This is a genomic window from Streptomyces katrae (genome assembly GCF_000966975.1).
In the GTDB taxonomy this organism is placed as follows: Bacteria; Actinomycetota; Actinomycetes; order Streptomycetales; family Streptomycetaceae; genus Streptomyces; species Streptomyces katrae.
The window spans coordinates 1-3,779 of the sequence record NZ_JZWV01000783.1 but is presented as its reverse complement, the minus strand read 5'-3'; the positions used below and the strand labels follow the sequence as shown (position 1 = coordinate 3,779).

The 3,779-nt window shown below is 74.2% G+C and carries 4 protein-coding genes; 2 read left to right on the top strand and 2 right to left on the bottom strand.

Features of this window, described 5'->3' with window-relative positions; genetic code table 11:
• Window positions 1-140 precede the first annotated feature (140 nt).
• Both VR44_RS26420 and VR44_RS26415 read left to right on the top strand, forming a co-directional pair.
• A complete protein-coding gene (locus VR44_RS26420) occupies window positions 141-995 on the top strand; it encodes an MmyB family transcriptional regulator (RefSeq protein WP_045950107.1) in 855 nt (284 codons plus the stop codon).
• A gap of 47 nt (window positions 996-1,042) precedes the next feature.
• Entirely contained in the window at window positions 1,043-2,125 is a 1,083-nt protein-coding gene (locus VR44_RS26415; protein ID WP_281187201.1) for an FAD-dependent oxidoreductase, read from the top strand.
• 115 nt (window positions 2,126-2,240) lie between these two features.
• Here the strand turns inward: VR44_RS26415 and VR44_RS26410 are convergent, their stop codons facing one another.
• Both VR44_RS26410 and mltG read right to left on the bottom strand, forming a co-directional pair.
• The gene (locus tag VR44_RS26410) at window positions 2,241-3,056 is read right to left on the bottom strand and encodes a hypothetical protein (protein ID WP_052713842.1); all 816 of its coding nucleotides are present in this window, start codon (window positions 3,054-3,056) and stop codon (window positions 2,241-2,243) included.
• Window positions 3,057-3,128: 72 nt separating this feature from the next.
• Window positions 3,129-3,779: endolytic transglycosylase MltG (mltG, locus tag VR44_RS26405; RefSeq protein WP_045950105.1), on the bottom strand; the 651-nt coding region annotated here is incomplete at its 5' end.

The following is a 3,779-nucleotide window of genomic DNA, read 5'->3' as shown; positions in this document are numbered from 1 at the left end:
GTACGGACGGTGCGGCGTTCGTACGGTCGTTTCGGTCACGGAAGAGACGATCCTCCACCGCTCAGCCTGGTACCAGAGTGTCTTTATCCTGGTACCGGCAGTACCTGGAAACCGGCTGCGCCATACGGCACGCTGGACCCATGACGACCACTGCCCCCGAGAGCGACCTGCGCCGGCACGAGCTGGCCGACTTCCTGCGCAGCCGCCGCGAGCGGATCACCCCCGAGCAGGTCGGACTGGCCCGGGGCCGGCGCCGGCGCACGCCCGGGCTGCGCCGGGAAGAGGTCGCCCAGCTCTCCGCCGTCGGCGTCACCTGGTACACCTGGCTGGAGCACGCCCGCGAGATCCAGGTGTCCCCGCAGGTGCTGGACGCCCTGGCGCGCGCCCTGCTGCTGGACTCCACCGAGCGCGCCCACCTGTTCGCCCTGGCGGGCAGCACCGACCCGGCGCCGAACACCCGCTGTGCGAGCGTGACCCCGGCGCTGCGGGCCATGCTGGACCAGTTGGACCCGATCCCGGCCTGCGTGCAGAACAGCCGCTACGACATCCTCGCCTACAACTCCACGTACGGGCGGCTCCTGTGCGACCTGGACCGGCTGCCGCGCGAGGACCGCAACTGCCTGTGGCTGGCCTTCACCAACGCCGACTGGCGGGCCTCCCTGGCCGATATGCCGGACGTGAACCGGCTGCTGGCCGCCAAGTTCCGCGCCTCGATGGCCGGCCACCTCGCCGAACCGGCCTGGAAGGCCCTGCTGGCCCGTCTGGACGCGGCCTCGCCGGAGTTCCGGGAGATCTGGGCGCGTCACGAGGTGGTCGGTCTGGGCAGCAACAAGAAGTACATCCGCAACGCCCACGTGGGCCTGCTCCGCCTCGAACACACCAGCCTCTGGCTGGGCCCGGCGGCCGGTCCCCGCTTGACGACTTTCGTCCCGCTGGACGAGGAGACCCGCCTGCGCCTGGAGGAACTCCACTCCCTGTCGCCGGTCGCGGCCTGAGCCCCCGGCGGGGGAAGATCCCGCCCGCCCCGCGAGTTGGTAGAACCGTGAACGAAATGGTGCGGGCGGTGGACGTGGACGTGGTGGTCGTGGGTGCCGGGCAGGCCGGGCTGTCCAGCGCCCACCATCTGGCCCGGGCCGGCATCGGGCACGTGGTGCTCGACCACTCCCCCCGGCCGGGCGGGGCCTGGCAGTTCCGGTGGCCGTCGCTCACCTACGGCAAGGTGCACGGGATGCACGCGCTGCCCGGGATGGAACTCTCCGGGGCGGATCCGCTGCGGCCCTCCTCCGAGGTGATCGGGGAGTACTTCGCGGCCTACGAGGAGCGGTTCGGGCTGCGGGTGCGGCGGCCGGTGGACGTGACGGCGGTACGCGGGGACGAGGGCGGGCGGCTGCTGGTGGAATCCGCGTCCGGGACCTGGTCGGCGCGGGCGCTGGTCAACGCCACCGGGACCTGGGACCGGCCGTTCTGGCCCCGCTACCCGGGCCAGGAGCTGTTCCGGGGCCGCCAGCTGCACACCGCGACGTACCCCGGACCTCAGGAGTTCGCAGGGGCCCGGGTGATCGTGGTCGGCGGGGGCACCTCGGCGGTGCAGCACCTGCTGGAGGTCTCCGAGGTCGCGGCGCGGACCACCTGGACCACCCGCAGGCCCCCCGTGTTCCGCGACGGCGGCTTCGGAGAGGCCGAGGGCCGGGCGGCGGTGGCACTGGTGGAGGAGCGGGTGCGCCGGGGGCTGCCGCCGCAGAGCGTGGTCAGCGTGACGGGCCTGCCGCTGAACGAGGCCGTACGGGCGGGGCTGGAGTCCGGGGTGCTGGACCGGCTGCCGGTCTTCGACCGGATCACCGCGTCCGGGGCCGTCTGGGCGGACGGGCGGCGGGTGGAGGCGGACGTGATCCTGTGGGCCACCGGTTTCCGTCCCGCCGTCGACCACCTGGCCCCGCTGCGGCTGCGCGAGCCGGGCGGCGGGATCCGGCTCGACGGGACGCGGGCGGTGCGCGACGAGCGCGTCCACCTGGTCGGCTACGGGCCCTCGGCGTCGACCATCGGCGCCAACCGGGCGGGCGGGGCCGCCGTCCGGGAGATCCGCCGCCTGCTGGCCCGGGGTCCGGCGGTGCCGGCCCTGGTGTGAGATGCCGGGAGCCCGGCCCGGCGGCCGGCGGTGCCGGATCGGCGTGACCCGCCCGGTCCGGCGGAGTCGGACGTGGAGTGTCCTGCCCCGGGGGCCGGCGCCGAGGCCGGTGCCGTCAGACCTGGTGCTGCTCCTCCGGGCCGTCCACGGGGAAGCACCGGTCGACGGCACCGGCCTGCTCGGCGGCCGGGGTCGCGTACACGTGGGCGGTGCCTTCGTGTATCCGCAGGACCGGATCCGTCCAGCGCTCGTCGGGACCGGGGACGAGGAGGTGCGCAAGGGCGCGCTCGGCGTCGTAGACGAGGAGCGAGACGATCCGGTACAGCCAGTCCCCGATGTCGCCGAGTCCCTGCGCTGGGTGGTCCGCGGGGCCGCCGACGCGGATCACGTAGAAGCGGTCCTGCTCCCAGTGGCCGCCGTCGTCGAGCCACTCCCCCTCGCCGACGGGCGCGCCGTCCACCCACAGCCGGGCCGCGTCCGGGCCGCCGCGCAGCAGGAGGACAGCACGGTGACGGTCGTCGGAGGTGAAGTGGACGCGGATCTCGTGCGGGGTCCAGCAGTCGATGAAGCGGCTGCAGGCGCCTGGGGCGGGGCCGGAGCGCAGGCGGAGTCCGTCGGCGGGTTCCGGGTCGCGGCCGCAGATGCCGGGGGCGCGGCAGGGCCGGTCCACGCGCCGGGAGCAGCCCAGGCCCATGGCGGCGACATCACGCGGTGCGGCCCGCGACAGCAGTGCGGCCAGGCGTTCGCGGTAGTGGTCGGGGCCGAAACGGGCGGTGAGCCTCCGCTCGTCCCGCCACCATCCGACCAGCTCGGCACCCTCGGGCGAGCGGGCCAGCCACTGATCCCAGTCCCCCGGGTCCTCCTCGTCCGCCGCGCCCGCCGCCCGGGCCTCCGGCTCCTCGCGCTTCCGCGCGCCCCACGGCCATCGCACAGCCGGCCCCCGTTCTCCGTGCGCACTCCGCACCGGCCGCCGATCGTAGGGAGGCGGCGGAGGGGCCGCCTCTCATTTCACGGGGACGGCGGGGGCGGCCGGGGCTGCCGCGCGGAGCCGGTTGAACTCCGCCACGTGCTTCCGGTGTTCCTCGTAGCCCGCCGAGAAACGGGTGTCGCCGGGCTTCACGGTGACGAAGAACAGCCAGTCACCGGGGGTCGGCGCGACCGCCGCCGCCATGGCCTGGAGGCCGGGGCTGTCGATGGGCGCGGGAGGCAGGCCCCGGTGCTCGTAGGTGTTGAAGGGGTGGTCGATCCGGGTGTCCTTGAGCTTGGTGTCCACGGTGTTGCGGTTCAGGGCGTAGTTGAGGGTGGAGTCCATCTGGAGCGGCATCGACTTCGCGAGCCGGTTGTGGACCACCCGGGCGACCTTGCCCATGTCCGCCGGATTGTCGGCTTCCGCCTCGATGATGCTGGCGAGGGTGGCCGTCTGGTACGGGGTCATGCCGTAGGCCCGGCCGCCGTCGGCGACCGCCTTGGTGGCGAGCTTCTGGTTCGCGGTCCGCACCATGGTGCCGAGCAGGGCGGCCGGGGTGGTCTTCGAGGTCACCGGGTACGTGGCCGGGAACAGGTAGCCCTCCGGGTTGCCCTTCGCCTCGGCGGGCAGGGGCAGTTCGGCCGTGGCGACGGCCGATGCGGTGGTCCCGGCGGGAAGGTGGAGCTC

Coding starts and splice junctions, on each gene's coding strand:
- VR44_RS26420 (WP_045950107.1), top strand. CDS start 141: ATGACGACCACTGCCCCCGAGAGCGACCTGCGCCGGCACGAGCTGGCC.